The 26,816-nt window shown below is 61.1% G+C and carries 27 protein-coding genes and 1 pseudogene; 7 read left to right on the forward strand and 21 right to left on the reverse strand.

What is annotated here, in order from left to right; genetic code table 11:
- Window positions 1–16: 16 nt before the first annotated feature.
- Genes sdhA through sdhC form a run of 3 tightly spaced genes read right to left on the reverse strand, consistent with a single transcriptional unit; the run spans window position 17 to window position 2,654 of the window.
- The gene (gene sdhA / locus ACOQOT_RS15400; protein WP_420560073.1) at window positions 17–1,807 is read right to left on the reverse strand and encodes a succinate dehydrogenase flavoprotein subunit; all 1,791 of its coding nucleotides are present in this window, start codon (window positions 1,805–1,807) and stop codon (window positions 17–19) included.
- 59 nt (window positions 1,808–1,866) lie between these two features.
- A complete protein-coding gene (gene sdhD / locus ACOQOT_RS15405; protein ID WP_045443277.1) occupies window positions 1,867–2,250 on the reverse strand; it encodes a succinate dehydrogenase, hydrophobic membrane anchor protein in 384 nt (127 codons plus the stop codon).
- Window positions 2,250–2,654: a succinate dehydrogenase, cytochrome b556 subunit gene (sdhC, locus tag ACOQOT_RS15410; protein ID WP_420560074.1), complete on the reverse strand. Its 405-nt coding sequence runs from the start codon at window positions 2,652–2,654 to the stop codon at window positions 2,250–2,252. Before sdhC ends, sdhD begins: the two co-directional genes overlap by 1 nt.
- A 255-nt stretch (window positions 2,655–2,909) precedes the next feature.
- Here sdhC and ACOQOT_RS15415 point away from each other — a divergent pair, with 255 nt between their 5' ends.
- Window positions 2,910–4,490, forward strand: a complete 1,581-nt coding sequence (locus ACOQOT_RS15415) for an MHYT domain-containing protein (RefSeq protein ID WP_420560075.1) — start codon at window positions 2,910–2,912, stop codon at window positions 4,488–4,490.
- Window positions 4,491–4,502: 12 nt separating this feature from the next.
- On the opposite strand, the gene ACOQOT_RS15420 is transcribed toward ACOQOT_RS15415, so the two are convergent.
- From ACOQOT_RS15420 to ACOQOT_RS15445, 6 genes are all read right to left on the reverse strand, one after another.
- Window positions 4,503–4,895 (reverse strand): hypothetical protein, encoded by a 393-nt coding sequence (locus tag ACOQOT_RS15420; RefSeq protein WP_420560076.1) that lies wholly within the window; start codon window positions 4,893–4,895, stop codon window positions 4,503–4,505.
- 64 nt (window positions 4,896–4,959) lie between these two features.
- Window positions 4,960–5,340, reverse strand: coding sequence for a hypothetical protein (locus ACOQOT_RS15425; RefSeq protein ID WP_420560077.1), 381 nt, complete (start codon window positions 5,338–5,340; stop codon window positions 4,960–4,962).
- A gap of 225 nt (window positions 5,341–5,565) precedes the next feature.
- Window positions 5,566–5,946, reverse strand: coding sequence for a hypothetical protein (locus tag ACOQOT_RS15430; protein ID WP_420560078.1), 381 nt, complete (start codon window positions 5,944–5,946; stop codon window positions 5,566–5,568).
- Window positions 5,947–5,952: 6 nt separating this feature from the next.
- The gene (locus ACOQOT_RS15435) at window positions 5,953–6,999 is read right to left on the reverse strand and encodes a MaoC family dehydratase (RefSeq protein WP_420560079.1); all 1,047 of its coding nucleotides are present in this window, start codon (window positions 6,997–6,999) and stop codon (window positions 5,953–5,955) included.
- Window positions 7,000–7,047: 48 nt separating this feature from the next.
- Entirely contained in the window at window positions 7,048–7,548 is a 501-nt protein-coding gene (locus tag ACOQOT_RS15440; protein ID WP_420560080.1) for a cupin domain-containing protein, read from the reverse strand.
- 46 nt (window positions 7,549–7,594) lie between these two features.
- Window positions 7,595–8,485 carry an HpcH/HpaI aldolase/citrate lyase family protein gene (locus ACOQOT_RS15445; protein ID WP_420560081.1) on the reverse strand — a complete coding sequence of 297 codons (891 nt, stop codon included), beginning with the start codon at window positions 8,483–8,485 and terminating at the stop codon, window positions 7,595–7,597.
- Between the two features lie 127 nt (window positions 8,486–8,612).
- Between ACOQOT_RS15445 and pdxY the strand changes: the two genes are divergently transcribed.
- A complete protein-coding gene (gene pdxY, locus ACOQOT_RS15450; protein ID WP_420560082.1) occupies window positions 8,613–9,458 on the forward strand; it encodes a pyridoxal kinase in 846 nt (281 codons plus the stop codon).
- Window positions 9,455–10,180 carry a DUF429 domain-containing protein gene (locus tag ACOQOT_RS15455; RefSeq protein ID WP_420560083.1) on the forward strand — a complete coding sequence of 242 codons (726 nt, stop codon included), beginning with the start codon at window positions 9,455–9,457 and terminating at the stop codon, window positions 10,178–10,180. Before pdxY ends, ACOQOT_RS15455 begins: the two co-directional genes overlap by 4 nt.
- A gap of 13 nt (window positions 10,181–10,193) precedes the next feature.
- On the opposite strand, the gene amt is transcribed toward ACOQOT_RS15455, so the two are convergent.
- The 10 genes from amt to ffh form a co-directional block, all read right to left on the reverse strand.
- Window positions 10,194–12,350: an ammonium transporter gene (gene amt, locus ACOQOT_RS15460; RefSeq protein ID WP_420560084.1), complete on the reverse strand. Its 2,157-nt coding sequence runs from the start codon at window positions 12,348–12,350 to the stop codon at window positions 10,194–10,196.
- A 205-nt stretch (window positions 12,351–12,555) separates the two neighbouring features.
- On the reverse strand, window positions 12,556–13,575 hold the full coding sequence (locus tag ACOQOT_RS15465; RefSeq protein WP_420560085.1) for an aspartate-semialdehyde dehydrogenase: 1,020 nt from the start codon (window positions 13,573–13,575) through the stop codon (window positions 12,556–12,558).
- Between the two features lie 97 nt (window positions 13,576–13,672).
- Window positions 13,673–14,779 (reverse strand): 3-isopropylmalate dehydrogenase, encoded by a 1,107-nt coding sequence (gene leuB, locus ACOQOT_RS15470; RefSeq protein ID WP_420560086.1) that lies wholly within the window; start codon window positions 14,777–14,779, stop codon window positions 13,673–13,675.
- 207 nt (window positions 14,780–14,986) lie between these two features.
- Window positions 14,987–15,592 (reverse strand): 3-isopropylmalate dehydratase small subunit, encoded by a 606-nt coding sequence (leuD, locus tag ACOQOT_RS15475; RefSeq protein WP_420560087.1) that lies wholly within the window; start codon window positions 15,590–15,592, stop codon window positions 14,987–14,989.
- Between the two features lie 11 nt (window positions 15,593–15,603).
- Window positions 15,604–17,019: a 3-isopropylmalate dehydratase large subunit gene (leuC, locus tag ACOQOT_RS15480; RefSeq protein WP_420560088.1), complete on the reverse strand. Its 1,416-nt coding sequence runs from the start codon at window positions 17,017–17,019 to the stop codon at window positions 15,604–15,606.
- Window positions 17,020–17,196: 177 nt separating this feature from the next.
- Window positions 17,197–17,586 (reverse strand): 50S ribosomal protein L19, encoded by a 390-nt coding sequence (rplS, locus tag ACOQOT_RS15485; protein WP_045443237.1) that lies wholly within the window; start codon window positions 17,584–17,586, stop codon window positions 17,197–17,199.
- A 73-nt stretch (window positions 17,587–17,659) separates the two neighbouring features.
- Entirely contained in the window at window positions 17,660–18,415 is a 756-nt protein-coding gene (gene trmD / locus ACOQOT_RS15490; RefSeq protein ID WP_420560089.1) for a tRNA (guanosine(37)-N1)-methyltransferase TrmD, read from the reverse strand.
- Window positions 18,408–19,067: a ribosome maturation factor RimM gene (gene rimM / locus ACOQOT_RS15495; RefSeq protein ID WP_420560090.1), complete on the reverse strand. Its 660-nt coding sequence runs from the start codon at window positions 19,065–19,067 to the stop codon at window positions 18,408–18,410. The genes trmD and rimM overlap by 8 nt, the downstream gene beginning before the upstream one ends.
- A gap of 53 nt (window positions 19,068–19,120) precedes the next feature.
- Entirely contained in the window at window positions 19,121–19,537 is a 417-nt protein-coding gene (gene rpsP, locus ACOQOT_RS15500) for a 30S ribosomal protein S16 (RefSeq protein WP_420560091.1), read from the reverse strand.
- Between the two features lie 98 nt (window positions 19,538–19,635).
- Window positions 19,636–21,171, reverse strand: a complete 1,536-nt coding sequence (gene ffh, locus ACOQOT_RS15505; protein ID WP_420560092.1) for a signal recognition particle protein — start codon at window positions 21,169–21,171, stop codon at window positions 19,636–19,638.
- 264 nt (window positions 21,172–21,435) lie between these two features.
- Here ffh and ACOQOT_RS15510 point away from each other — a divergent pair, with 264 nt between their 5' ends.
- Window positions 21,436–21,726 carry a hypothetical protein gene (locus tag ACOQOT_RS15510; protein WP_420560093.1) on the forward strand — a complete coding sequence of 97 codons (291 nt, stop codon included), beginning with the start codon at window positions 21,436–21,438 and terminating at the stop codon, window positions 21,724–21,726.
- Window positions 21,727–21,854: 128 nt separating this feature from the next.
- On the opposite strand, the gene ACOQOT_RS15515 is transcribed toward ACOQOT_RS15510, so the two are convergent.
- Window positions 21,855–22,340 (reverse strand): CinA family protein, encoded by a 486-nt coding sequence (locus ACOQOT_RS15515; RefSeq protein WP_420560094.1) that lies wholly within the window; start codon window positions 22,338–22,340, stop codon window positions 21,855–21,857.
- Between the two features lie 150 nt (window positions 22,341–22,490).
- On the opposite strand from ACOQOT_RS15515, the gene dapF reads away from it, so the two are divergent.
- From dapF to ftsY, 3 genes and pseudogenes are all read left to right on the forward strand, one after another.
- The gene (gene dapF, locus ACOQOT_RS15520) at window positions 22,491–23,360 is read left to right on the forward strand and encodes a diaminopimelate epimerase (protein ID WP_420560095.1); all 870 of its coding nucleotides are present in this window, start codon (window positions 22,491–22,493) and stop codon (window positions 23,358–23,360) included.
- Window positions 23,357–24,667, forward strand: a complete 1,311-nt coding sequence (gene mtaB / locus ACOQOT_RS15525; protein ID WP_420560096.1) for a tRNA (N(6)-L-threonylcarbamoyladenosine(37)-C(2))-methylthiotransferase MtaB — start codon at window positions 23,357–23,359, stop codon at window positions 24,665–24,667. Before dapF ends, mtaB begins: the two co-directional genes overlap by 4 nt.
- Before the next feature lie 20 nt (window positions 24,668–24,687).
- Window positions 24,688–25,620 (forward strand): annotated as a pseudogene (gene ftsY / locus ACOQOT_RS15530) (signal recognition particle-docking protein FtsY); the annotation flags it as partial.
- A 76-nt stretch (window positions 25,621–25,696) separates the two neighbouring features.
- Here the strand turns inward: ftsY and ACOQOT_RS15535 are convergent.
- The gene (locus ACOQOT_RS15535) at window positions 25,697–26,173 is read right to left on the reverse strand and encodes a hypothetical protein (RefSeq protein ID WP_420560097.1); all 477 of its coding nucleotides are present in this window, start codon (window positions 26,171–26,173) and stop codon (window positions 25,697–25,699) included.
- Window positions 26,174–26,816 lie beyond the last annotated feature (643 nt).

A 26,816-nucleotide genomic window follows, 5' to 3' on the forward strand; every position in this document is an offset into this window, starting at 1 on the left:
TACCCCTTCACCGGCCTTAATAGACGCGCTCTTTCGGCGCGATATAGTCGATTTCATCTGTCAGCGTGTAGCTGTGCACATCGCGGTAGCCGAGCGTGACGTTCCGCTTGTCATCCACCCAAGCCAGCGTGTGCTTCATCCAGTTGTCGTCGTCGCGGCTGGAGAAGTCCTCGCGGGCATGGCCGCCGCGGCTTTCCTTGCGCGCATCCGCCCCGTTCATCGTCGCGCGGGCCTGAACGATCAGGTTGTCGAATTCCAGCGTTTCGATGAGATCGGAGTTCCAGATGAGCGAGCGGTCCGAGACACCGATGTCGTCGATACCCGCATGCACTTCTTCCATAAGCTTGACGCCCTCTTCCAGAACATCGCCCGTGCGGTAAACCGCGCAGTTGTTCTGCATGACGCGCTGCATGCGAAGGCGCAGATCCGCCGTCGGCGTGCCGCCCTTGGCATTGCGGAAATGATCGAGGCGTTCGATGGCATAATCGCCCGCGCCCTTCGGCAGGTCCGGTGCCTTGGTGGACGGGTCCACCACATCCGAGGCGCGCAGGCCCGCCGCGCGGCCGAACACCACAAGGTCGATCAGCGAGTTGGAGCCGAGACGGTTCGCCCCGTGAACGGAGACGCAGGCTGCCTCGCCAATAGCCATTAGGCCCGGCACCGTCGCCTCGCCGTCTTTGCCGGAGATGACTTCGCCGTGATAGTTCGTCGGGATACCGCCCATATTGTAGTGCACGGTGGGGAGCACCGGGATCGGCTCCTTCGTCACATCGACGCCCGCGAAAATCCGCGCGGATTCGGAAATGCCGGGCAGGCGCGAAGCCAGCACATCCGGGTCGAGGTGATCGAGATGCAGGAAGATGTGGTCTTTGCCTGCGCCCACGCCGCGCCCTTCGCGGATTTCCATGGTCATGGAACGGGAGACCACGTCGCGCGAGGCAAGGTCTTTGGCCGACGGCGCATAACGCTCCATGAAGCGCTCGCCTTCGGAATTGACGAGATAGCCGCCTTCACCGCGCGCGCCTTCCGTGATCAGGCAGCCGGCACCGTAAATCCCCGTCGGGTGGAACTGCACGAATTCCATGTCCTGCAGCGGCAGACCGGCGCGCAGCACCATGGCATTGCCGTCGCCCGTGCAGGTATGCGCGGAGGTGGCCGAGAAGTATGCGCGGCCATAGCCGCCCGTCGCCAGGATCGTCTGCTTGGATGAGAAGCGGTGCAACGTGCCGTCATCCATTTTCAGCGCCACGACGCCCACACAGGCGCCCTGATCGTTCATGATCAGATCGATGGCGAAGAACTCGATGAAGAATTCCGCATCATAGCGCAGGCTCTGGCCGTAAAGCGTATGCAGGATCGCGTGCCCCGTGCGGTCGGCAGCCGCACAGGTGCGCTGCGCGATGCCCTTGCCGTATTCGGTCGTCATGCCGCCGAAGGGGCGCTGATAGATCTTGCCTTCTTCCGTGCGCGAGAAAGGCACGCCGAAATGCTCGAGCTCGTAAACGGCTTTGGGCGCTTCGCGGCAAAGATATTCGATGGCGTCCTGATCGCCCAGCCAGTCCGACCCTTTGACGGTGTCGTACATGTGCCATTTCCAATCGTCCGGCCCCATATTGCCGAGCGAAGCGGAAATACCGCCCTGCGCCGCAACCGTGTGCGAGCGGGTGGGAAACACTTTGGTGATGCAGGCGGTCTTCAAGCCGGCCTGAGCGCAGCCAAGCGTCGCGCGCAGCCCGGCGCCGCCGGCGCCGACCACCACTACGTCGAAGGAATGATCCTGGAATTCATATGCTTTTGAGGCACTCATGCCGGACACTGCCTTTTATGAATTGAATGTCACATGGCCCGGAAACCGGGACCCGAGTTTTAAGAACCGAAACCGAGCTTCAGCGCCGCATAGACGCAGGCAAGCCCGACCGCGAGCGCGAAGAAATTGTTCCCGATGATCGAGAGCAGTTTCAGATTCTCGCCGTGCACATAATCCTCGATCACCACCTGCATGCCGAGGCGCATATGCCAGATGCCCGAGACGATCAGCGCCAGCACGATGACGGTGACGAGCGGCATGGAAAGATAGGCCCGCACGGTCTCATAGTCCGCGCCGGCCAGCGCCACGAGCGAGGCAAGAAGGAAAATCACCAGCGGAATATTGGCGATCGCCGTCAGCCGCTGCAGCCAGAAATGTTCCGTCCCGGCTTTTGCCGAGCCAAGGCCGCGCACGCGGCTCAAAGGTGTGCGCATATCGCTCATCAAAGCGCTCCCATCATCTGATAGGCGATCACCCAGACCACCAGGGTTAGAATGACCGAGCCTGCAACCGTGGCGCGGGCCATCCACTCGACAAGGCGCAGGTTGAAGCCCTTGCCCATATCCCACACGAGATGGCGCAGACCGCCCAGCATGTGGTGGATCAGTGCCCAGGTGTAGCCGAAGAGCACGATCCGCCCGTACCAGGACCCGGCATGGGCCGAGAAGACCTCATAAGCCTCCGCCCCGCTTGCCGCGGCGATCAGCCACCAGGCAAGCAGCAAAGTACCGAAATAGAGCGCGGCGCCGGTAATGCGATGCACGATCGACATCATCATGGTGAGCATTTTGCGGTAAATGCCCAGATGCGGCGAAAGCGGCCGGGAAGCGGAAGGTGAGTCAGCCATTGAGGACCTGCCCCTGATATTGATTACTCAAAGGGTTGCTTTTGGAGAAAGTGTTTAGCCGAGCCGGGGCGTCAAGGCAAATGCAGAAGAAAAATCAGGCACTTAAGGCTTATTTTTGCGAATGAATCGCAAGAGAACGCTTTCCCTTGCGCAAAGCCGCATCTGGAAATTAACCGGCCATACACCCTGTTCCGCTTATCAAGAAAGACCGGGCCGCGCAGCAGGCAGCCCGGAGAGAGCAGGCGGTCGGCATTTATGATTACGGTACTGGAGTGCATCACGGACGAGCACAATCTCTGGCTCGTTGGCCTTGCCGCCACGGTCTGCCTGATCGCGTGTTTCACCTCCATCGATCTTTTCTTCAGGGCCTGGATAGCGGAAGGACGGACCAAAGCCTATTGGCTGCTGGGCACGGGCCTCGTGGCAGGCGCCGGCATCTGGGCGACGCATTTCATCGCCATGCTGGCCTATCAATCCACGCTGCCGGTCGCTTACGACATTCCGCTAACAGCGCTTTCCGTCGTTATCTCCGTCGTGCTTTGCACGCTGGGGGCAGGCATCGCCCTTTACATGAACCGGTTGACACTGGCCGGACTGACCGTGGGCGCGGCCATCGGTTTCATGCATTTCACCGGCATGTCGGCGCTGCGCCTTTCCGGACATATCGAATGGGACGGCACCTATGTCATCGCCTCCTGGGCCATCGGTCTCAGCGCCATGGTGGTGGCCTTCAACTTGATACGGGTGTTGAAAGGCATAAAACGGCACATTGCCGGGGCGGCGCTTTTCACCTTGGCGATTTGCGGACTGCATTTCACGGGCATGACGGCGGTTACGCTTGTGCCCGATCCCACCGAACCCTTCTCCTATGCCACGGTCGACCCGCAATGGCTCGCGATCTTCACGGCCATGCTCTCCGCAATGATTCTGGGCACGGCCTTTCTCGTCGGTATCTTCGACCGGCACCTTGCCGACCGGAACGCGGAAGAAGCGACACGCCTGCGCCTTTATGCAGAAGAGCTCGAAGCCACCCGCGACGAGTTGGAAGCGGCACGCGACAATCTGCTTGGCGCACTCGAAGCGGCTGCCGCGGGCAGCCAGGCAAAATCGCAGTTTCTAGCCGCCATCAGCCACGAACTCAGAACCCCGCTCAACGCCATTATCGGCTTTTCCGAGATGATGGTGCACGAACAATTCGGCCCGTTGCAAAACGAACAGTACAAGGAATATACCGGCTTCATCCACGAAAGCGGTAAACACCTTCTAGCGCTCATCAACGACATCCTGGATTTCTCGAAACTCGACGCCGGCCGCCTGGAACTGGAAGAAGCGCCGCTCGACACGGGCACCGCCGTCCACGCTGCCTGCCGCATGGTCTCTCATCTGGCAGAAGCGGGCGACGTGGCGGTTCATGTTGGCGACATGGAAGCGCTGCCGCTTTTGAACGGGGATGAACGGCGCGTACGCCAGATATTCCTGAACATTCTTTCAAATGCCGTCAAATTCACGCCCAAAGGCGGGCGCGTCGATGTCAGCGCCCGGCTGACCGAGGCCGACGAGCTGCGCGTCGATATCCGCGACACCGGCATCGGCATCGCGGAAAAAGACATTGCGCTTGCGATGGAAAATTTCGGTCAGATCGACAATTCACTCCACCGCCAATATGAAGGCACGGGTCTCGGCCTACCGCTCTCATTCCGTCTGATGGAGCTGCATGGAGGCAGGCTCGAACTTGAAAGCGAAGTCGGCGTAGGCACCTGTGTCAGCCTGATCTTTCCCGCCGGCCGCGTACTCTCATCTCCCGCCCCGAAAACGCGCCAAGTGACACACGTCTAGAAGCGCCCCAGCTCACTCTTCCTTCAGACGCGCGCGCAGCCAGGCAATGGCCGCCTCCCGGTCGGTAAAAAGCCGGTTGGGATAGGGACTGCGCTCATAACGCATAAAGAGATTTCCCAGCATCTGCGCAAGCTTGCTTTGGCCGAGAATGGCAACGGCAGCCGTCGTCCGCCCGAGTTTTTCCGCTTCGACCACTTTGGCCACCCGGCCGAGATCGACCGCGGATGCCGCTTGCACCAGAATGGCCACCTTATAATCCGGCCATTCCTTATGCACTTTCTCCACCACCGCTTCGAGAAGCTCGGCGGTGATGATCTGCGTTCCATAATCGATTTCTATGATCCGCGGCTCAAGCTCGCGGATTTCAACTTCATAGAAACGAAGCTGCTTGAGTGCCGTACCCATAAAGGCTTATCCACCGCCCAGTACCCTTCTCAAAAGAGTGACACAGCGATACACACTCAGCAAGTCAGGCAGCCAACTTCTCTCTCAGCCAGCAAAGCGCTTCGTCCTTATCGACGAAGATTTTCTGCGGATATTCCCCCGCCGTCGGGATTTTGACGAAAGCCTGGGCAATATCCGCCTGCAGACGGTTCCGCACCAGAATGGCGCCCGCGCAGATGAACTCCGAAGCCTTCAGATCTTCGAGCACATGCGCGACCTTGTCGAGATTGGAAATCGCTTCTGCCGTGGACAACAAAGCGACTTTCTGTTCCGGCCAGTCTTTTTTGATCTTGATGAGAAGCGAGCGGACGATATCCGCCGTGACGAGATAATTACCGTAATCGAGAGCGATGATACGCGGCTCGATTTCTTCGATATCGACTTCGTAAAATTTGAATTGCTTCATTGCCTCATGCCGCAATGACTGAAACGCCATCCCCACGCCTCGCACGGCGGTCCCCTTTGCCCCATCGATGTAAAACTCTGTCGTAAAGTTTTTTGCCGAGCAATCGCGGACGGCAGGAAAATCACGCCAAAGAGGCAGTAAAAACCGCCAATTGACACAACCTCACACAAGTGTGTTTAAAACGGATAGTAGAAGCGAAATTGCATCATAGGGGCATTCTGCCCGTCAGTGTTTCGCCAGCTCTTCGCGCAGCCAGGCGAGGGCTTCTTCCTTCTCTTCGAAAATACGCCGCGGGTGAGCCGTCTGTTTTTGTCCATGGACGACGCGGACGAGCTCTCTTTGCAGCGGGTTCGAGGCGAGAACGGCGGAGGCGACGATAAAGCCCGATACGTTCTTCTCTTCGATCACGGCAGTAAAATTACCCATCTCCGTGGCGCTGGGCGCGATGGTCAACATGGCGATTTTCGTCTCGCCCCATTCACGCAAGAGCCTGTCGAGAAGATCGGCAAGCAGGACAGGCGTAACCAATTGGCTGCCGTAATCGGTAATGACGATACCGGGCTCGATTTCCTCGACCTTCACTTCATAGAAAGTGAATTTCTTCATGTCGCCCTAGCGGGGCATCAGAACCCAATAATCAAGGTCCAGAATGACACCCTCGCCATCCCCATCGTTCTCCATCCCGGGGAAATCGTGACACATGCGGTCTTTGGCGGCAATGGTACGAATACGCAGGAGCCCGAGATCGTCCCGGCCGGGGCACGGCGCTTTTTCAAGCACATGCGACCAGGCAAAAACCGTATCGCCGCCGAAGCAGGGCGCGACATGCCGCCCGCCATTGATCGCGGCAACCAGAAGGGCATTACCGAGCCCGTTGAAGGAAAGCGCCCGGGCAAGCGAAATGACATGGCCGCCATAAATGAGCCGGCGCCCGAAACGGCCCTTGCCTTCCGTAAACTGATTGAAATGCACTTTGGCGGTGTTCTGATAAAGCCGGGTCGCCATCATGTGCTCGGCTTCCTCGATCGTCACGCCGTCCACATGGTCGATCTTTTCACCGGCTTCATAATCGCCCCATTTGAAGGGCGAGCCCGATGCGGCAAGGTCGACATTCGAAAAATCCGTGCCCTCGGGCAGCGCGATAGCCGAGGGGTCCACCGCGCCCGGCAGATCCGGCACTTGAGGGTCGGGCGCAGGAGACGCCTCATCACGTTTGCGCACCATCACCCAGCGCACATAATCGAGCACCGCCTCGCCCGCCTGATTGTGCCCGGTGGAACGGACATAAACGAGGCCGGTCTTGCCGTTCGAATTTTCTTTCAGGCCGATCACTTCCGAACGTGCCGAGAGCGTGTCGCCGGGAAAGACGGGTTTCAGGAAACGGCAATCGGCATAGCCGAGATTGGCAACCGCATTCAGGGAGATATCCGGCACGGTTTTGCCGAAAACGACATGAAAGGCGAGCATGTCGTCGATAGGCGCGCGCGCATAGCCGACACCCCGGGCAAACTCATCGGAAGATTGCAATGCAAAGCGCACCGGAAAGAGCGCGGTGTAAAGCGCGACATCGCCTTCCGTCACCGTGCGCGGCGTCGCATGGGCAATCACCTGCCCGATTTTGAAATCCTCGAAGAAATTACCCGGATTGGTTTTCGTCATCGTATTCTTTCTGCTTTAGGCTTTTCGTCATTGCCGCATGGCGGCGCTTCAGTCCTTCGCAACGAAATCATCCGGCACGAAACGCTGGCCCGCATCTTCATCCACATAGGTCATAATGCCGTCCGCCCAAAAGCCAACCTTGCCGATATCGGGAAACCGGGAGACATCCGCTTTCAGGTGCTCACCGCCCATCAGATAGACAAGATCGCTCGTGCCGGGGTTGGAGAGATGATGCACGGCGCCGTCCGCCGGAAAACCGACATAATCGCCGCTGCGCACCATCGCCGTCTCCCCGTCGATCCGCAGCAGCCCCTCGCCCTCCAGAATGAAGATAAACTCTTCTTCGGTCGTATGCGCATGGGCAAGGAAGCTTTCCTTGCCTGCCGGCACGCGCGCGAGGGTGAGATGTACCCGCTCCATGCCTGCCTGCCGGGAAAGCTGGCGCATCTCGATGCGCGAATTGGGATTGAGCGGATGGGCAAACCGGAACCCGCCTTCCGTCTCGAAAGCGCCGGTGCGGACCACATAGTCTTCGATAGATTTGCTCATCTTGCCCTCCCTTGAGGCAATTTTGGGGCACCAGGCATGAAAAGGCTTATGCGCTCTTTTCAAGCTCTGCGATCGCCTCGGCAATGGCAACGGTGCGCCGGGCGATTTCCTCGTGCAAGAGCTCGACCATGCGCCCTTCCACTTTCAACACGCCCTTGCCTTTGTTCTCCGGCCGGGCGAAGGCTTCGATAATGGCGCGCGAGAAAGCGACATCTTCCGGATCGGGCGCAAAAATCTCATTGCAAGGGCCGACCTGCGAGGGATGGATCAGGGTCTTGCCGTCAAAGCCGAGCTCGCGGCCCTGCACACACATCTCCTTGAAGCCCTCCTCATCCTTGATGTCGTTATAAACGCCGTCGAGCATCACAATGCCATAGGCGCGCGCCGCCAGCATGGAAAGCCCGAGGGATGTGATCATCGGCAGCCGCTGGGCCGTGTGGGCGCAGCGCAGCTCCTTGGCGATATCGTTCGTGCCCATCACCCAGACGCTCATCCGCGTCGTCCGGCTCATCGCGGCAATGGCTTCGGCGCGCAGCATGGCAAGCGGCGTTTCCATCATCGCCCAAAGCTGCAGCTCGGGCCCCGCGCCTGCTTTTTCCAGCGCCTCATGCGCGCGCGTCACATCTTCAGGCGAGCTGATCTTCGGCACCAGGATAGCGTCCGGTCCGGCGGCCACCGCTGCCTCGATATCACCCGCACCCCAAGGCGTGTCGAGCCCGTTCACGCGGATCACGATTTCCCGCTTGCCATAGCCGCCGCCCGCAACGGCGGAGGTCACCTGCGCACGCGCTTCTTCCTTGGCGTCCGGCGCCACCGCATCTTCCAGATCCAGGATCAGCGCGTCGGCGGCAATGCTCTTTGCTTTTTCCAGCGCCCGGGCGTTCGATCCGGGCATATAAAGCACGCTGCGGCGCGGGCGGGCGGACTGATCGGCCATAAACTCTCTCCAATGGTCTTCTGCAAGGCTTGAATTGGCGGCAGACTATAAAGCCCGTGCCCCGCTGCCAAGCAGCGATTCGCCATGAGGCCGCGCAGCCAAAGTTTACGCTCTAAGGAAATGCCGGATGGCCAATATTCTTTGTCTTTCCAGCCAGGTCGCAAGAGGCCATGTGGGCAATTCCGCCGCCGTTTTTACCGCGCAGCGCCTCGGCCATGAAGTGATGGCGCTGCCGACCACGCTGCTTTCCCACCATCCGGGCCATGGGAAACCTGCCGTTCAAGTGACCGATCCCGGTTTTCTGGAAGCCGCGCTTTCTTCTTTGGAAGAAAAGGGCTGGCTTGCGGACTGCGATGCGGTGCTCACCGGCTATTTCGCCCATCCCGAACAATTGGATATCGCCGCAAGTTTCATCGCACGGCGGCGCAAAGAGGCTGCGACAAACAAGCGGCCTTTCCTTTATCTCTGCGATCCCATTCTCGGCGATGAAGACACGGGGCTGTACGTCCCTGAAAATATCGCCTCGGGCATGCGCGCGCTCAGTGCCCTTGCCGATATTCTGACGCCGAACCCGTTCGAGCTCTCGCACCTTGCCGGATTGCCCTGCGAGGACATGGCGCAGACGCGCGCCGCGGCCTACGCGCTAGAAACACCTTACGTGCTGGCCACCTCCGCGCCGCCGCCGGAACCCGGGCTTGCGGCAAGCGTGTTGGTGGCCCCTTCCCATGCCTGGCGCTGCAGCACGCCTTTCATCGAAGATGTGCCGAAAGGTACGGGCGATTTGATGAGCGCGCTCTTTCTGAGCCATTTCCTGGAAACAAATAAGCCGGCCCATTCCCTCGCCCTCGCCTCGGATGCCGCTGCCGCCATTATCGCGGCCAGTAGGGGCGCTGAAGAATTACGGCTCATTGCCCATCAAGAGGTACTCCGCCCCAAAACCCCGCGCTTTGAACTGGAGGAACTTCAGCCATGATCGTGGCAGGCGCCGATGGTTGCCCGGCAGGCTGGGTGCTGGTGCTCTGGCAGGGACCGGAAGGCCCGCCGCCGCAGGCCCGATTGGTGAAAAAACTTGCCGAGGTTCTGACCTGGGACGAGCGCCCCGCCTTTCTTGCCGTCGATATGCCCATCGGCCTCCCGGAAAAAGCCGAGCGCGGCGGGCGGCCCTGCGAACGCGAAGCCCGCGCCCGGCTCGGTCAGCGCCAATCCTCCGTTTTTTCCACTCCGGCGCGCGCTGCCCTTGCGGCTGAGGCGTTTCAAGAAGCCTGCCGTCTCAACCGCGCGCATTCGCACCCACCGCGCGGCGTTTCCAAACAATGCTTCAATATCTTTCCGAAAATCCGCGAGCTGGCCGCACTCGCAACGCCTGAGACACAAAGCTGGCTGCGCGAATGCCACCCGGAGCTGGCTTTCTGGGCGATGAACGGCGAGACACCATTGCACTTGCCGAAGAAAGTCAAAAGCGCGCCCACCGAACCCGGCCTTGCGCTCCGCCGCACCTTGCTGGAAAAAGCAGGCTTTCCGCTCACGCAATTGCGCGCGCCCGCATTCAAACGCAAAGATGTCGGCAAGGATGATGTTATCGATGCATGCGCCTGCGCCTGGAGCGCCTGGCGCATGAGTCAGGGGGCAGAAATCCGCCTGCCCGCCGATCCCCTTTTCAATAAAGAGGGGCTGCGCATGGAAATTTCCGCGTGATGCCGATGGCAGCTTAAACGAATTCGATCTTGTTTTTCGCTGGCCGTTCCTGAAGACGGGAGGCGGGAAGGCGCACCGTCACTTCCGTGCCGCGCCCGGGCTCGGAGCGGATCACCACCGTGCCGCCATGCAGCCGCGCGAGCGCTGCGGTGATCGGCAGGCCGAGCCCGGTACCGTCGGCCATATAGACCGTGTCGCCCGTCGAGATTTGCTGGAACGGCGTCAGCGCTTTCGGGATATCCGATTTCTCGATGCCGATGCCGGTATCGGCGACCGAAATCGCGATACGCCCATCCACCTCCCGCTCTACCGAGAGAACCACACGCCCCCCTTCCGGCGTAAACTTCACCGCGTTGGAGACGAGATTGAGGATCATCTGGCGAAGCGCCCGCCGGTCGGCGATCAGCCGGGGCAGGTCTTCAGCAATGAGCACATCGAAAACGAGTTTCGCTTCCTGCGCCCGCCAACGGATCAGCCGCTCGCAGCCACGCACTTCCTCGCCGAGATCGAGATCCTCATCCGCGAGCTCCATCTTGTTCGCCTCGATCTTGGAGAGATCGAGAATGTCGTTGATGAGGCTGAGCAGATGGTTGGAGGAGCGGTAAATGTCGCGGATATATTCTTTATATTGCGGGTTCTCGATCTCGCCGAACATGCCGCCCGTCATGATCTCGGAAAAACCGATAATCGCATTTAGCGGCGTTCGAAGTTCGTGGCTCATATTGGCCAGAAACTCGGACTTCGCCGCATTGGCGATCTCGGCAGCATCGCGCGCCTCGCGCAAAGCCGACGCCGCTTTTTCACGAGCGCTGACTTCGCTGTTGAAACGGTCGAGCACGAGATTGTAACGGAAGGCAAGCTCGCCTGCCTCCGTGAAAGGTTCGACCGGCACCTTGTGGGAAAAGTCCCCGCGCCGGCTTTGATCTTCCATCCGCCCCAGAAGCTCGGAGAGCGCGCTGCTTGCCCCGTGTTCGGAAATATTGAGCCCTTCGCGCTCGGCCCGTGCGCGCACGCGCATCGCAAGGAAAGGATCGATGAGTTTCATCAGCGCAAAGGAAAGCGTGAAGGCATAAGCCCCCGCCGCGGCAACGCCGGTAAGCTGCACGGTGAACTGCTCGAACCGGCTCACCCCGTTCGGGAAGTAGGACATCTCACCGAAAAGCGCGACGGCGAGCGTGCCCCAAATACCGGCGGCCAGATGCACAGGCACCGCGCCCACCGCATCGTCGATCTCCAGCCGCTCCAGCAGCTTGGCAGCCAGCACCGACACGAAGCCGCCAATAGCGCCGATGAGAATGGCCCCGCCCGTGCTCACGATATGCGCGCTTGCGGTGATCGCAACGAGCCCGGCCAAGACGCCGTTGATCGTCGCGCCGACATCCGGGCGCTCGTCCGTTGCCCAGGTCAGCCCCATCACCGTAATGCCCCCGGCAGAGGCCGCAAGCAGCGTATGAACGAGCACCACCGGCACTACATGATTGACGGCGAGCGTGCTGCCGCCATTGAAACCGAACCAGCCGATCCAGATGAGGAACATGCCGAGGGCGGCAAAAGGCAGATTATGCGGCTCGATGACCCGCCCGCCCTGCCCGAAACGGCCAAGACGCGGACCGATCACCAGGATCGCGGCAAGTGCCGCCCAGCCGCCGACACTGTGGACGACCGTGGAACCGGCAAAATCGATAAAGCCGAGTTTTTCCAGCCAGCCCGTTGCGGAGCCCGAAGCAAGACCGCCCCAGGCCCAATGGCCGATGATCGGATAGATGAGAAGCGAGAGAATAAAGGTCGCGGCGAGATAGCCCTTGAAGCTCATCCGCTCGGCCACGGCGCCTGAGACGATCGTGATCGAGGTGCCGCAAAAGGCAAGCTGGAAGAAGAAGAACACCATCTCGCTGGAGCGCTCGGGCGTTACCTCCGCCTGGCCCGCCAGCATGAAGCCGTCATGCCCCACAAGACCAAAAGCGCTCGGCCCGAACATCAGCCCGTAGCCCACCGCCCAGAAGACGAGACTGGCGAGCGAGAAATCCGCGACGTTCTTTACCGCGACATTGATGGAGTTTTTCGCGCGGATAAGCCCGGTTTCAAGACAGGTGAAGCCTGCCTGCATGAGCAGCACCAAAACGGTGCAAATCAGAACCCAGGCGATATCGAGCCCGCTCATTGGCGCCATTGCCATTGCCCCCGCAACGATCATCCCGGCCCAAAGCCGGGTTCCCCGGAACCTCGTTGCTCCGGGTTTTCAAAAGGACGCCACCACGCGCGGGGTATAGTTATCACTCACTAGTCTTAATAAGTGGAAAACGGTCAGTCTATCCTATGAAAAAACGCCCTCCCGGCAGGCCGGAAGGGCGTTTTCATCTAGGAGATCGCTGCGATCAGGCTTTTTTCAGGTAATCCGAGCAAAGCACTTCCGCGATCTGGATGGCGTTGAGCGCGGCGCCTTTGCGCAAATTGTCCGACACGCACCAAAGGTTCAGGCCGTTTTCCACCGTCGGATCGACGCGGATACGGCTGATGAAGGTGGCGTAATCGCCCACGCATTCGACCGGCGTGACATAGCCTTCGTCCTCGCGCTTATCGACGACGAGAATGCCCGGCGCTTCGCGCAGGATTTCGCGCGCCTCATCATCGGAAATCGGGTTCTCGAACTCGATATTCACCGCTTCGGAATGGCCGACGAAAACCGGCACCCGCACGCAGGTCGCCGTGAGCTTGATCTTCGGGTCAAGCATCTTCTTCGTCTCGGCCATCATCTTCCACTCTTCCTTCGTATCGCCATCTTCCATGAAGACATCGATATGCGGAATGACGTTGAAGGCGATCTGCTTCGTCAGCTGTTCCTTGACGATGGGATCGTTCACATAGATGGCGCGCGTCTGCGTGAAAAGCTCGTCCATTGCCGCCTTGCCGGCGCCGGACACGGACTGGTAGGTGGAGACGACCACGCGCTTGATCGTGGCTTTCTCATGCAGCGGCTTCAGCGCCACGACCATCTGCGCCGTGGAACAGTTGGGATTGGCGATAATGTTCTTCTTCGTGTAACCGGCAATCGCCTCCGCATTCACTTCCGGCACGACGAGCGGCACGTCCGGGTCCATGCGGAACTTGGAGGAATTGTCGATCACGACGCAGCCCTGCGCGGCGATTTTCGGTGCCCATTCCTCGGCCACCGAGCCACCGGCCGACATCAGCGCAATGTCGGTATCGGAGAAATCGTAATTCTCCAGCGCCTTGACCTTCAGGGTCTTGTCGCCGAACGAAACTTCCGTGCCTTGAGAACGGCGGGAGGCGAGCGCCACCACCTCGTCGGCGGGGAACTTGCGTTCCGCCAGAATGTTCAGCATCTCGTGACCCACATTGCCCGTGGCGCCAACGACAGCGACTTTATAACCCATGTGTTTCTCCTGAAGCCTTGAGCGGCTCCTTCTTGCGGATCGCCTTTTCACGGGACCGTCTGACTTGCGATCCCGGATAAAGTCAGACGGTCATATTTTAAGCGGACAGTTTGGTGAGCGCGGCAAGCACCGCGTCGCCCATTTGTTTCGTCCCGACCTTTTTCATGCCGGGCTGCATGATGTCGCCCGTGCGGTAACCTTCGGCGAGCACCATTTCTGCGGCTTTCTCCAGAAGATCCGCATCGGCGCCGAGATCGAACGTGTAACGCAGCGCCATGGCGAAAGAGAGGATCGTTGCAAGCGGATTGGCAAGCCCCTGGCCCGCAATATCGGGCGCCGAGCCGTGCACGGGCTCGTAAAGCGCCTTGGCCTTGCCGTTTGCATCCTTACCGCCGAGCGAGGCGGAAGGCAGCATGCCGAGCGAGCCCGTCAGCATGGCCGCGACATCGGAAAGCATATCCCCGAAGAGATTGTCGGTGACAATAACGTCGAACTGCTTGGGTTGTTTCACAAGCTGCATGCCGCAATTGTCGGCGAGCATGTGATCGAGCGTCACATCGGAGAACTCTTCCTTGTGCAGCTTGACCATTTCTTCATGCCAGAAGACGCCGGAATGCATCACGTTACGCTTTTCAACGGAGGTGACGCGGTTGCCGCGCTTGCGCGCCAGATCGAAGGCCACGCGCCCGATGCGCTGGACTTCATGCGTCGAATAAACCTGCGTGTCGAAACCGCGGCGCTCGCCGTTCGGCAGATCCTCGATGCCGCGCGGCTCGCCGAAATAAACCCCGCCCGTCAGCTCGCGCACGATCATGATGTCGAGCCCTTCGACAAGCTCGCGCTTCAACGAGGACGCATCGGCAAGCGCGGGAAAGCAAAGCGCCGGGCGCAGATTGGCGAACAGTTCGAGATCTTTACGCAGACGCAGAAGGCCCGCTTCCGGGCGCACATCGAAAGGCACGCCGTCCCATTTCGGCCCGCCCACGGCGCCGAGCAGCACGGCATCGGCTTCCTCAGCCTTTGCCATGGTCGCATCCGACACTGCCTGGCCATGCGCGTCATAGGCGCAGCCGCCCACAAGGTCGCGCTCGGTTTCGGCACCCAAGCCGCGTTCCTTGTTGAACCAGTCGATAATGCGCTCGACCTCGCCCATCACTTCAGGGCCGATGCCGTCGCCCGGCAGGATCAGAATTTTCTTCGTCATACGTCTCTCGTTTCTTTTTCTTCGCCGTTTTGCCGCCTCAGTGCCGGGCGGCGGAGCACCCGCTCTCCTTAAACCCCAAACTGTCACCCCGGCTTTATGCCGGGGTCCACAGGACCTCTCAACCCGCAACCATCTCATTATGGACGCCGGGACAAGCCCGGGGTGACAACCGAGTTCATGGCAAGGGCCGTGGCCTTTGACTGTCCCTCAGAGCCAGGGCTGTTCTTCGGCGCGCTTCGCCTCAAACGTGTCGATGGCCGATTTCTTCTGCAGCGTCAGGCCCACATCGTCGAGCCCTTCCATCAGGCAGTGCTTGCGGAAGGGGTCGATGTCGAATTTGATGACGCCGCCATCCGGCCCGCGGATTTCCTGTGCTTCCAGATCGACGGTGAGGCGGGCATTGGCGCCGCGCTCGGCATCGTCCATCAGCTTGTCCACATCTTCCTGCGGCAGCTTGATCGGCAGAATGCCGTTCTTGAAGCAGTTGTTATAAAAGATGTCGGCAAAGCTCGTGGAGATGATGCAGCGGATGCCGAAATCGAGCAGCGCCCAGGGCGCATGTTCGCGGCTCGAGCCGCAGCCGAAATTGTCACCCGCCACCAGAATTTCCGCATTCCGGTAGGCCGGCTTGTTGAGCACAAAATCTTCGACTTCCGAGCCGTCATCCTTGTAGCGCATCTCGTCGAATAGGTTCTTGCCGAGCCCTGTGCGCTTGATCGTTTTCAGGAACTGCTTCGGGATGATCATATCCGTGTCGATATTGATCAGCGGCATGGGAGCGGCAACGCCCTCGAGTTTCTTGAATTTATCCATTGTCGCTCTCCTTAGCTGAACTTACGCACGTCCACGAAGTGACCGGCGATGGCCGCTGCCGCCGCCATTTCCGGCGAGACGAGATGCGTGCGCCCGCCGCGGCCCTGACGGCCTTCGAAATTGCGGTTCGAGGTCGAAGCGCAGCGCTCGCCCGGCGCCAGTTTATCGGCGTTCATGGCGAGGCACATGGAACAGCCGGGCTCGCGCCAGTCGAAACCGGCTTCGATGAGGATCTTGTCGAGCCCTTCCAGTTCGGCCTGTTCTTTCACCAGGCCGGAACCCGGCACCACCATCGCATTCACATGCGCAGCGACCTTGCGGCCCTTGGCGAGCTTGGCGACCTCACGGATATCCTCGATGCGCCCGTTCGTACACGAACCGATAAAGACGCGGTCGAGTTTGATATCGGTCATCTTCGTATTGGGCTCAAGACCCATATATTTCAGCGCCCGCTCGATGGCCGTGCGCTTGGCTTCATCGGCGATCTTGGCCGGGTCCGGCACCGCCCCTTCGATGGAGACGACGTTTTCCGGGCTCGTGCCCCAGGTCACGATGGGCGGCAGGTTGGCCGCATCGAGCACCACTTCCTTGTCGAACTGCGCGCCTTCATCGGACGGCAGGCTGCGCCAGTAATCGACCGCTTTGTCCCACATCTCGCCCTGCGGCGCGCGCGGGCGGCCTTTCAGGTACTCATAGGTCTTTTCATCGGGCGCGATGAGACCGGCGCGGGCGCCGCCTTCGATGGTCATGTTACAAACCGTCATGCGTCCTTCCATGGAAAGCGAGCGGATCGCTTCGCCGGCAAACTCGATCACATAGCCGGTGCCGCCGGCCGTGCCGATCTCGCCGATGATCGCAAGGATGATGTCTTTTGCGGTGACATGGGGCGGCAGCTGCCCGTTCACCGTCACGCGCATGTTCTTCGCCTTGGACTGAATGAGCGTCTGCGTGGCGAGCACATGCTCGACCTCGGACGTGCCGATGCCATGCGCCAGCGCGCCGAAAGCGCCATGCGTCGAGGTATGGCTGTCGCCGCACACGATCGTCGTGCCCGGCAGCGTGAAGCCCTGCTCGGGGCCGACAATGTGCACGATGCCCTGGCGGATATCGAGCATCGGCAGATATTCCACACCGAACTCGGCCGCGTTCTTTTCCAGCGTCTCGACCTGCAGCTTCGATTCCGGATCGTCGATGCCGTTCGCGCGGCCCGCCGTCGGCACGTTATGGTCGGCCACGGCCAGCGTGTTGCCCGGCGCATGCACCTTGCGGCCCGTCATGCGCAAGCCCTCGAAGGCCTGCGGGCTCGTCACTTCATGGACGAGATGGCGGTCGATATAAAGGAGGCAGGTGCCGTCTTCTTGCTCATCAACCAGATGCGCATCCCAGATTTTGTCATACATGGTTCTGGGCGTGGTGCGGGCAGACATTTCTCTACGCTCCTATCTTGCTTCTTCTTGGGGGCTCCCATCCTGGGCCTTGCGGCCGGTCCTTCCGGATCGGGCCCCGTCTTCATTTCTCGAACGGGTATAGCGGCAAACAAAAAGCGGGCCTGGACGTGTCGCCCTGCCCGCTTTTCGGATGCTCGGATAAATGGGCGAGCAGGGTTACTCCGCAGCCTTCTCCTTGGTGCGGGTCTTATCCTGGCGCTCAGCAATACGGGCGGACTTACCGCGGCGGCCGCGCAGGTAATAGAGCTTCGCGCGGCGCACTTTACCGCGGCGCAGAACCTCGATGGAATCGACCAGCGGCGAGTAAATCGGGAACACGCGTTCCACGCCTTCACCGTAGGAAATCTTGCGTACCGTGAAGCTTTCCTGCAGGCCGCCGCCGGAGCGGGCAATGCACACGCCTTCATAGGCCTGGATGCGCTCACGGGTGCCTTCGGTCACTTTCACGTTGACCTTCACCGTATCGCCAGGGCCGAATTCCGGCACGGTTTTCTTCTCGGAAAGAGCGGAAATCTGCTCTTTTTCGAGTTCCTGAATGATGTTCATCGGCCTGTCCTCATTTCTATATAAGCGCCGCCCCGATAATCCCATCGCTGCGGGCGCGCTTCCCTAACATAATTCAATCGCGATGGCGAGAGGCTTTGAGATATTTCTCCCAAAGATCCGGACGCCTTTCGCGCGTTAACTTTTCCGCCTCCTGCCGCCGCCATTCGGCAATCCGGCCATGATGACCGGAAGTGAGGATTTCCGGGATTTCCCGGCCCTCGAAGACGGGCGGCCGCGTGTAATGCGGATATTCCAGAAGCCCGGTCTCGAAGCTTTCCTCCTCGCCCGAGGCCTCTTTTCCCATGACCCCCGGCAAAAGCCGGATCACGGCATCGAGAAGCGCCAGCGCCGCCGGCTCTCCTCCGGAAAGAACAAAGTCGCCAAGGCTCACTTCTTCGAGCCCCCGCGCCTCGATCACCCGCTGGTCGATCCCCTCGAAGCGCCCGCATAAGAGCACCGCGCCGGAACCTTCCGCCAGAGAACGCACTCTCGCCTGATCGAGGGGCTTTCCCCTCGGGCTGAGATAGATAAGCGGCCTCTCGTCGCTGGGCCCGTGAACGGCGTCGATCGCGGCGGCAAGCACATCCGCCCGCATGACCATGCCCGCACCCCCGCCTGCGGGGGTGTCGTCCACGGAGCGGTGTTTATCGCGCGCAAACCCGCGAATGTCCACCGTTTCAAGCGCCCAGCGCTCTTCTTCTAGTGCCCTGCCCGCCAGCGAAAACCCAAGCGGCCCCGGAAACATTTCCGGAAAGAGCGTCAGTACGCTCGCCCGCCAAGCAGAACCTGAAAAGACAGATCCTGTAGCGGCAGTACGGTCCTCAGTCATCGCCCAGGGCCTTACCGGCTTCCGCGCCCGCTTCCGCCTTTTGCGCTTCTGCTTTCGCCTTGGCGCGCGGGCTGCGGCGGCGCTTTTTCGCCCGGGGCTTGTCCGGTTCGAACAGGCCTTCGGGCGGATCGGCGATGAGCCGGCCTTCGGCCAGCTTCACCTCGGGCACATTGTCCTTGGTGAAGGGCAGAAGCTCGGCCTTGCCGTTCGGCTGCTCGATCTCCAGAAGATCGCCGGCACCGAAATCATGCACCGCGATCACCCGGCCGAGCAGCTTGCCGTCCAAGGCCGCAACCTCAAGCCCGACAAGATCGGCATGGAAGAATGCTTCTTCCTCGCCCTCGCCTGCCTCCGGCGCGCCCAGCTTCTCGCGCGGCACATAAAGCTCGAGCCCGCGCAGCGCTTCGGCCTGCTCGCGCCGGGTTATGCCTTCCAGCTCGGCGACGACAACGCCCTCGCCTTTGCCGGTGCCCGTCACTTTCAGCGCGAAGCTGCCCTTTGCCGTTTCCACCGGACCGTAATCGCCAATGGCTTCAGGCTCGGCGGTAAAGGTCTTGATGCGCATGCGCCCATGCACGCCGTGCGGCGAGGCAATCACGCCAAGGCAGACTTTCGTCTCCCCGGCTCCCTCTCCCGCATCATCTGGGCTCATGCCTCAATCCTCTCGCACCGGGCTCTTGCCGCCTTGACCCAATCAGGCCCCAATCAGGCTTCGGCGGATTCCTCAGCCGGCGCTTCCTCGGCGGGGGCTTCTTCAGCCGGTGCCTCGGCAGCAGCTTTGGCTTCTTCCGCTTTCAGGCGCTCAGCTTCCAGACGCTCCTGCGCTTTCTGGCCCGGCTTGCCTTTATTGGGGTTGTTGCGGGCTTCGCGCTTGATGAGGCCGGCTGCATCGAGGAAACGGGCGACGCGGTCGGTCGGCTTGGCGCCCTGGCCGAGCCAATGCTGCGCACGCTCGGTGTCGAGTTTCACACGCTCTGCATGATCCTTCGGCAGGAGCGGGTTGAACGTGCCGATCTTTTCGATGAAGCGGCCATCGCGGGGCGAGCGCACATCGGCGATCACGATCCGGTAGAACGGACGCTTTTTGGTGCCGCCACGGGCCAGACGAATTTTCGTTGCCATATTTGAACTTCCTTTTCTTCGCTCAACTCAAGGGCTTGCGCCCGTTAATCCTCAAAACCGTTCCCTGAACTCAAAAATCTGAATTCAAAATCTCAAGATCACTTCTTTTTGCCGCGCCCTGAAGGCAGGCCGGGAAGACCGCCCGGGCCACCCAGCCCCGGCAAGCCACCACCGGCAATCGAGTTCGACCCGAGGCCGGGCGGCAAACCGCCGCTTCCGCCCATTTGCTGCAAAAGCCGTTCGGCCTCTTTCGGATCGCTCGGCATCTCCGGCATGCCGCCCCCCATCAGGCCGCCCATACCGCCTCCCATGCCGCCGAAAAGACCTTTCATGCCCTTCTTGCCCATCTGCTTCATCATGTCCGCCATCTGGCGATGCATCTTGAGCAGGCGGTTGATCTCCGGCACCGAGGTTCCAGAGCCCGCGGCCACACGCTTCTTGCGGCTGGCATTCAGCACTTTGGGGTTGCGCCGTTCCTGTTTCGTCATGGACGAGATGATCGCCGCCTGACGCTTGAAAATACTGTCATCGAGCTGGGCCTGGCCGAGCTGCTTCTTGATCTTGCCCATGCCCGGCAACATGCCGAGCACGCCCGCCATGCCGCCCATTTTGCCCATCTGCTGCAATTGCTCGGCAAGATCGTCGAGGTCGAATTGACCCTTCTTCATCTTGCGCGCCATGCGCTCGGCTTTTTCCGCGTCGATGGTCTGAGCGGCTTTTTCCACCAGGCTGACGACATCGCCCTGGCCGAGAATGCGCCCGGCGATGCGGCGGGGATCGAAATCCTCCAGCTCGTCGATCTTCTCGCCCGTGCCCAGAAGCTTGATCGGCACGCCCGTGACATGGCGCATGGAAAGGGCAGCGCCCCCGCGCCCGTCGCCATCCGTCCGCGTCAGCACGATGCCGGTCAGCCCGATGCGGGACTGGAACTGCTCGGCGACATTCACCGCGTCCTGCCCCGTAAGGCTGTCGGCCACGAGCAATGTTTCATGGGGACCTGCCAGATCGCGCACCTGCGTGATCTCGGCCATCAGCGCTTCATCGACATGCAGCCGGCCGGCGCTGTCGAGCATTACCACGTCGTAGCCGCCGAGACGCCCTGCTTCCATGGCGCGCTTTGCAATTGCCACCGGCTCCTGGCCTTCGACAATGGCAAGGGTGGGAATATCGTTCTGCTCACCCAGCACTTTGAGCTGTTCCTGTGCGGCGGGGCGGCGCGTGTCGAGCGAGGCCATCAGGACCTTGCGCTTTTCGCGGCTCATCAGCCGCTTGGCGATCTTCGCGGTCGAGGTCGTCTTACCCGAGCCTTGCAGGCCCACCATCATGATGGCGACGGGGGCCGGGGCGTTGAGCGAGATTTCCGCCGCCTCCGCGCCCAGCGTATCGACCAGCGCGTCATGGACGATCTTGACGACCTGCTGGCCGGGCGTGACGGATTTCAGAACTTCATGACCCACGGCGCGCGTGCGCACTTTCTCCACGAAAGCGCGGGCGACAGGCAGCGCCACATCGGCTTCGAGCAGCGCCCGGCGCACTTCGCGCAGCGCCTCATCGACATCCTTTTCCGACAGCGCGCCGCGCCCGGTCAGTTTGTCGAAGACGCCGGAAAGCCGGTCCTGAAGATTCTCGAACATGCCTTGCGCTAAACCCTTATACGCAAAAGAAATTTGCACCTGTGAGCGAACCCTCGCCGACAGGTGGTGATCCTGGCCAATTGGCCTCATCCGGACCATTCGGGACAGATTGTTCCGAAAGGTGGCCGGAAATTAGGCTGAAGGCAGGCTGAGAGTCAAGATAATCGCTATATCGCGCCATTTTGAGGGCCGGAGCGAGGGGCCATTAAAATGCTGCCGTTTTCCTTTAGACCCCGGTAAAAGGCCCCCGCTAGCCTTGGCCCCATGATCGGTGCGCTTTCCCATGCCCTGACGGGACTTAAATCCGCAGCCTCCGCTTTTACAAAAGCGGCGGAGACGATTGCCCGCGCCCCCGTCTCCCGGTCCGAAAACACCCCCGAGACGCCTCAGGCAGGCCCGCTGACGGGCACACAGCCCCTCTCCCGGCCGCCAGAAGATACGCTCCTCACCGGCACGCTCGACCTTCTCCAGGCCGAACACGCCTATAAGGCCAATGCCAAGGTCTTCGCCGCCGTCTCCGAGACGGAGCGGGACGTCATCGACATTCTCTCTTGAGGCCGGGCCTTTCCACTATCACCGCCCGTCACCCCGGCCTGCGAGCCGGGGTCCAAACAGCTTCTCCACGGATCGAAGCCTCTCTATGGACCCTCGCGTCGAGCGCGAGGGTGACGAGGGTTGAGGGCTTACGCCCCCTCCAGCCCCTCGATCAGCAGCTCCAGCGCGGCCTTGGCGAAAAGGCGCATATTCTCGGCGCGTGTGGCTACCCCGGTTGAAACGATGCGGGCAGCGGGGCTGGGGCCCGCAAGGGCGATGGCGGCGGTGCCGGCAGGCGGCCCATAAGGCGAAGGATCGGGCCCGGCCGCCCCCATTTCCCCGAGCGCCCAGTCCGCCCCCATCTGGCCGCGGAAGCCTTCGGCAATGGCGGCGATATAATCCTCGGTGAGCGGGCTTTTGCCTTTCAGCGGCGCCCCCTCCAGCCGGTAAAGGGCGCGGCCCGCCTCGCGCGTATAGATGACCGCGCCGCCGAGATAAAAGCCGGAAGCGCCGGGCTGCGCGACCAAAGCGGCGGAAAGCAGCCCGCCGCAGGTGGATTCGGTGACCGCGAGGCGCTCTCCGCGCGCTTTCAGCAAAGTTCCCGCCCGGCCCGCCAGGTCTCTTAACTCATCCATCGCGTGTCCTTTCCCCTTCCGCGCGGCCCTGCGACCCCGGCCCTGCGACAAGGTTGCGGCAAGGCTTTATTGGCAATTTACCCCTCTTTCGCCATATAACGCGCATAGAAACCCTGAGGAACAGGGCTTTACGAGATCAAAGGCGCAGCCATGGCAACCCGCGTGCCCTATTTGAAGATGAACGGCCTCGGCAACGACTTTGTCGTGCTGGATGCCCGCGCGCGCCCGTTGGAGCTGACGCCGGAAATCGTCGCCGCCATATCGAGCCGCGAAAGCGGCATCGGCTGCGACCAGTTCATCGTCATCGAACCGGCGCGGGACGGCGGCGACGTGTTCATGGATATCTGGAACAATGACGGCGAGCGGGTGGAAGCCTGCGGCAACGCCACGCGCTGCATTGGCGATCTTCTGATGCAGGAAAGCGGCAAGGACGAAGTGGCGGTCGAAACCGTGGCGGGCACCTTGCGCGCCATGCCGGGTAAGGATGGCCTTATCACCGTCGATATGGGCGAGCCCCGCCTTGAATGGCACCAGATCCCGCTTTCAGAAGAAATCCGCGACACGCGCGGCATCGAATTGCAGATCGGCCCCATCGACGCGCCGATCCTGCACACGCCCGCCGCCGTGAATATGGGCAACCCCCACGCGATCTTTTTCGTGAAAGATGTGAACGCCTATAACCTCGCGCAGATCGGCCCGATGCTCGAACATCACCCGATCTTTCCCGAGCGCGCCAATATCTCGCTCGCGCAGGTCGACAGCCGTACCCACCTCACCTTGCGCGTCTGGGAACGGGGCGCGGGCCTGACACGGGCCTGCGGCACCGCTGCCTGCGCGGCCGGCGTCGCCGCGATCCGCAAGCGCCTGACCGAGCGCATCGTGCAAGTCGCGCTGCCGGGCGGCGAACTCACCATCGAATGGCGCGAGGCAGACAATCATGTCTATATGACCGGGCCCGCCGAGCTCGATTATAAAGGCGAGCTCGACTGGGAAGCCTATGCCGGAAGGAGCGCCTCATGAGCGCGCATCTTCATCAAGGCGGCGAGGAGGAACGGGAGGATAAGCCTGCCGAAATCCTCACCTTCGGCTGCCGCCTCAATACGTATGAATCCGAAGTGATGCGCGGTCATGCCGAAAAGGCCGGGCTCGAAAACGCCATCATCGTCAACACCTGCGCGGTGACGAACGAGGCCGTGCGCCAGGCCCGCCAGGCAATCCGCAAGGCGCGCCGCGAAAACCCGCTCGCCCGCATTGTGGTGACGGGCTGCGCCGCGCAGATCGACCCGGACGAATTTGCCGCCATGCCGGAGGTGGATGCGGTGATCGGCAATGAGGAAAAGCTGAAGGGCGAAAGCTTCACCCGCCTTTCCCTCGGCCAGAACGAGAAAGTGCGCGTCAACGACATCATGTCGGTCAGCGAGACGGCGAGCCATTTCGTGGAAGGCATCGAGGGGCGCGCCCGCGCCTTCGTTCAGGTGCAAAATGGCTGCGACCACCGCTGCACCTTCTGCATCATTCCTTACGGGCGGGGCAATTCGCGCTCGGTGCCGGCGGGCGAAGTCGTCTCCCAGATCCGCAAACTAGTGGCCAATGGCTACCGCGAAGCCGTCATCACCGGCGTCGATATCACCTCTTATGGCGCGGACCTGCCGGGCAAACCTTCGCTCGGCAATCTCTGCGCCCGCATCTTGAAGCTCGTGCCCGAGCTTGAGCGCCTGCGCCTTTCTTCCATCGATTCCATCGAGGTGGACGAACCGCTGATGCGGCTCATCGCCGAAGAAGAGCGTTTCATGCCGCATCTTCACCTCTCGCTTCAGGCCGGGGACAATCTGACCTTGAAGCGGATGAAGCGGCGCCACTCGCGCGAGGATGCCATTGCCTTTTGCAAGGAGGCCAAGCGCCTGCGCCCGGAAATGACCTTCGGCGCCGACATCATTGCGGGCTTTCCGACCGAGAGCGAGGCGATGTTCGAGAACTCCCTCCGCCTTGTGGACGAGTGCGAGCTGACCTTTCTGCATGTCTTCCCGTACTCTGCCCGCCCCGGCACCCCGGCGGCGCGCATGCCGCAGGTGGACGGTGCGATCGTCAAGGAACGGGCCCGGCGCCTGCGCGAAAAAGGCGAGGCGCGCCTGACAAGCGCCCTGCAAAGCGCGCTCGGCACCACGCAGAACGTGCTGATGGAAAAACCCGGCCTCGGGCGCACGCCGCATTTCTTCCAGGTCATGCCCGATGCCGCTGCGACGGCTTTGGCAAGGGAAGGCGAAATCCTGCCGCTTACGATCAAAGGGCTTGAGGATGGCAAGCTCATCGGTATGTTGCCCGCATGAGCGAGCACGAGACCAATCCTGAAAAACCGGAAAAGAAATCCCTCTTCAAACGCATGAAGGAGGGGCTTCAGCGCTCCACCCAGGCCTTGAGCGAAGGGGTGAGCGGCATCTTCACCAAGCGCAAGCTGGACGGGGAGACGCTGCAGGAACTCGAAGATCTGCTGATCATGGCCGATATGGGCCTCGATCAGGCCGCAGCAATTGCCGAGGCCGTGGGCAAGAGCCGCTACAACAAGGAAGTAAGCCCGGAAGAGATCCGCGAGATTCTGGCCGAAGAAATCGCCGCCGTGCTCGCGCCCGTCGAAAAGCCCTTCGAGATCGACACGGCCAAAAAGCCCTTCATCGTGCTCGTGACCGGCGTCAACGGCTCGGGCAAGACCACCACGATTGGCAAGATCGGCGCGAAGCTGAAGGCGGAAGGCAAGTCCGTCATGTTCGCGGCGGGCGATACGTTCCGCGCCGCCGCCATCGACCAGCTTAAAATCTGGGGGGAGCGCATCGGCGCGCCGGTGGTTGAAACGAAAGTCGGCGGCGATGCGGCCGGCCTTGCCTTCGAGGCGATAGACCGGGCAAAGGCGGAAGGCACCGACGTCCTTCTCATCGACACGGCCGGGCGCCTCCAAAACAAAGCGGGCCTCATGGCCGAGCTTGAAAAGGTCGTGCGCGTCATCAAGAAGCGCGACCCGGAAGCCCCGCACCTCTCGCTCCTCGTGCTCGATGCCACGACGGGCCAGAACGCCATCAACCAGGTGGAAGTCTTCAAAGAGACCGCCGGGCTGACCGGCCTTGTCATGACCAAGCTCGACGGCACGGCGCGCGGCGGCATTCTCGTCGCGCTCGCCGGACGCTTCGGCCTGCCCGTGCATCTCATCGGTGTGGGCGAGGGCATCGACGATCTTCAAAGCTTCGATGCCAAAAACTTTGCTCGCGCGATCACAGGTGCTGAAAAATAAGCATCGATCAGCTCCCTGATCAGCACTTCTTGATTGACAGCTTCGCAGAAGTAACCGCCAATTTATTCCGCAGCTCTCAAAATTTTTTGAGAGGTGAGTCACTGTGACTTGCGGGGGCAGGATGGCCATGCGTGGCGCGACACCCCCCTCTATAGGAGGCCACGACGATGGCAACGAAACCGGCCAAGAAGACGGTTAAAAAAGCGGCGACGAAAAAGGCGGCTGCCAAAAAAGCAGCACCGAAAAAGAAGACGGCAGCAAAGAAGACCGCTGCCAAGAAAGCGGTGAAAAAGGCCCCGGCCAAAAAGACCGCCCGGAAGAAGGTAGCTAAGAAGAAGGTAGCCAAGAAGGCCGCGACCAAGAAAGCGGCAACCAAAAAGGCTTCCACGAAAAAGGCCGCGGCAAAGAAGAAGACCGTAGCCAAGAAGAAGGCAGCGCCGAAGAAAAAGGCTGCCGCCAAAAAGAAAGCCGCCCCGAAAAAACCCGCTGCCAAGAAAAAAGCAGCGAAGAAAAAGGGCCCCGTGCGCAAAAAGACCCCGGTGAAAATGGACACCCCGGCAGCGCCCGCCGCACCCGCCGTCTAAGACATTCCGTCTTTCCGAAAAAGGGCCCGCTCGCCGGGCCCTTTTTATTTTGCCTGCCGGACGGGTTGCCGCCGGATGCGAAAAAAGCTCCGCTTACGCATTTTCCGATTGACGGAATCATCAACTTAAAGGCGAAATCATCTGGCGGCATTTTCCGGGCGGCACGTCGTCACCGCTTCGGAACACCGCATCACTGAGCGGGCCTTCGGCCGGCATGGTGCCGGGGACGCGGGGCCCCTTTACTGGAGAGCCAGACATGGCGAAGACTCAGAAGGCAGGCGGCAAGGCCGCCGCTGCCAAAACCGCAAAAGCCCCCGCTAAAGAAGCCGGCGCTGCCGCTTCCAAAGCGAAAAAGGCCAAGAAGTAAGTAACGCTTCTGCGCCGCCGAAGAGGCCTTTCGCAGCCGGGCTGCGCGGGGAAACCGAATTGGCGGCGCAGCTCTGATGCACCCCGCCCCGCCAGCGCCGCCCAGAGCCGCGCCCAGAGCGGACCTTAAAGCCCTTCATTGCCGCCCCCGCTTCCCCACCCTATATTGCCTGCCATGAACAAGCATGACACGCGCCCCCACGAGATGGCGGAACCGGCTCCCGCTGACCAAAACACCGGCGGAGA

The sequence above is a fragment of the Tepidicaulis sp. genome (genome assembly GCF_965222285.1).
Taxonomy (GTDB): Bacteria; Pseudomonadota; Alphaproteobacteria; order Parvibaculales; family Parvibaculaceae; genus Tepidicaulis.